The sequence below is a fragment of the Bradyrhizobium genomosp. III genome (assembly GCF_000261705.1).
Taxonomy (GTDB): domain Bacteria; phylum Pseudomonadota; class Alphaproteobacteria; order Rhizobiales; family Xanthobacteraceae; genus Bradyrhizobium; species Bradyrhizobium ottawaense.
Genome location: NZ_AJQF01000438.1, coordinates 1 through 2,445 on the forward strand (window position 1 = coordinate 1; position 2,445 = coordinate 2,445).

Annotated in this window: 1 protein-coding gene and 1 pseudogene; one reads left to right on the top strand and one right to left on the bottom strand. The window is 63.5% G+C overall.

The genetic code is table 11. The features are described 5' to 3' along the window. A pseudogene (locus IC66_RS0134755) lies at window positions 1-1,018 on the bottom strand (methyl-accepting chemotaxis protein); the annotation flags it as partial. Between the two features lie 265 nt (window positions 1,019-1,283). On the opposite strand from IC66_RS0134755, the gene IC66_RS0134760 reads away from it, so the two are divergent. After that, window positions 1,284-2,445 (top strand): FIST N-terminal domain-containing protein (locus IC66_RS0134760; protein ID WP_049806712.1); only part of this gene is annotated, 1,162 nt, incomplete at its 3' end.

Sequence of the window (2,445 nt, forward strand, 5' to 3'; positions counted from 1 at the left end):
CCTTGCACATCGCGATCATCGGACGCGAGATGCCGGTGCCGAGCAGGAAGGCGAGGACCGCACCAAGCAGCGTACCGCCGATGGCGAGCATCAGAACCAGTTGCTCGGTCTTCCCGATCGTCGCTTCCGATTCCGAATCCAGCCGCTGCTGCTCGGCGACGAGGTCCGCCTTCATGGCCGTGGCGCCTTGCAGGATCGCACCGGCCGAACCGCTCATCTCGGTGACGAGCCCGTCGACCAACTTGGCGTTGGCGATCAGCTTCTCCAGCGCTTCGCGATAGGCGCCGAGGATGGTCTTGGCCTCCTTCAGTCCGGCGACGATCTTGTCGTCCATCGAATAGACCGCGCCGAGCGAGTTCTCCACGAATTTCAGCCGCGCCAGCGCGCTGGTCGCGATCGCCTGATCGGACGTGAGCACGAAATTGGTGGCTGCAGCACTCGCGGTTTGGAACTGGGCGTTGACCTGCTTGGTACCGAACTCGATCGACTGGGCCTCGGAATCGGAAGCGTTGTTACCGATATCGTCCAGCTTGTACTTCAGGAGATTGGCTTGGCGCTGCAGCTGGTTCTGCACCAGCAACGTGCTGTCACGCTTGGCCTGCAGAACCTTGGCGAAGGTTGCGGAGAAATTCGCAAACTCCTTGGCGAGCTTGTCGAGACTCTCCCCCCGCGCCGGGGTCTTGGCGCTCTTCACGGCCTGGTCGATGGCGTTCTTCAGGCTGGCCTCGGCCTCGAGCGCCGCCTTGGCGTCATCTTCCTTGCCGGTGACGACGAAATATTTGACGGCCGCACGGTAGCCGAGCAGCTCGCGGTCGATGTTGCGGGCGAGGTCGGCCTCCGACACGCTGCTACGGTAGGACCCGACCCCGGCCGAAACCCGCTCGAAGCCGAAATAGCAGAAGGCCATGCTGCCGGCGGAGATCGCCAGCACGACCGCGAAACCCAGGATGATCTTGGCGCGGAACCTCAGGGTGGGAAATATTGTGCGCTTTGACGGCGACGCGATACGCCCGGACATTCCCACCCCCATTACTTATTCCAAACAGCCGCGATCCGAAGGCGCCCCGCCTCCCCGACCGCATGCGCAAAACTAAGGCAGAATCGTCAAGGGGCGGTAAATTCCTCCGGCTCGCAATCCCGGGCTGCGCAAGCACCAGACCGGCGACTTCCGGGCCGGACACCGCGCGACTTGTTGCGGGTAGAATGAAAAAGCCCTACTGTTTTCGGCACTTGGCGGCAGATCTTGGCGACAGACCAAGCCGGTCCTTGAGGAGAGAAACGAAGTGGGGCAGGCCGATCTTCGGTTTGGCGGTTCGTCCAGCGTTGCGGTCGCGAAATCGAAAGCTCCGACCGTCGACGGGGCCGTTGCCGAGCTGGTCGCCCAGCTTCCGTCGGACGAGCTGGCCCTGGTCCTGGTCTTCCTCTCCCCCCGCTACGATCCTCATCGATTCATCGCCGAGATCACGAGACACTTTGCGGACACGCCGGTCTGCGGCTGCACGACGGCAGGCGAGCTGGCGCCGGACGGCTGGGACGAGAACAGCGTTGTCGCGATGACGTTCAGCCAGGCTGACTTCAACGCCGTGGTCCGGCCGATCCTGAATCTCGCCAATTTCCATGTCGAGGACGGCCGCCGGATCGGCAGCGAGCTTCGCCACGAGCTGCTGCGGGCAACCTCGGAGGTCAGCGGCCGCAACCCGTTCGGCCTGGTGCTGATCGACGGCATGTGCCGCCGCGAAGAAGCTGTGATGTCCGCCCTCTATGCCTCGCTCGACAATATCCCGATCGTCGGCGGGTCGGCGGGCGACGGCCTGCGCTTCGAAAGGACCTGGGTGTTCTTCGACGGCAAGGCCCACACCGACGCGGCTCTCCTCATTCTCCTCAACACGTCGCTGCCGTTCCGCGTGTTCAAATGCGACAATTTCGAGCCCACCACACAGAAGATGGTGGTCACCGAGGCCGATATCGAGCAGCGCGTCGTCAAGGAATTGAACGCCGAGCCTGCCGCCGCGGAATATTCCCGTGCCGTCGGAATCATCGACGCCAAGCTCGACCCGTTCTCCTTCGCATCCCATCCGGTGCTGGTCCGGGTTGGCGGGTCCTATTATGCGCGGTCGATCCAGCGCGTCGATCCCGACGGCTCGCTGCGCTTCTTCTGCGCGATCGACGAGGGCATGGTGCTGACGACGGCAACCTCGTGCAGCCTGGTCGGAGCAACCCGCGACGCCTTCGCGGAAACCCGTGACCAGATCGGCGACGTCTCTCTCTATATTGGCTTCGAATGCCTGCTACGCCGGCTGGATGCCGAGCAGCATCAGCTTTCACGCGAAATGTCCGAGCTGTACCGGCAGAACCGCGTCGTCGGGTTCCATACCTACGGCGAACAGTTCGGCTCGATGCACGTGAACCAGACCTTCACCGGCGTCGCCATCGGCAGGGGGGGGG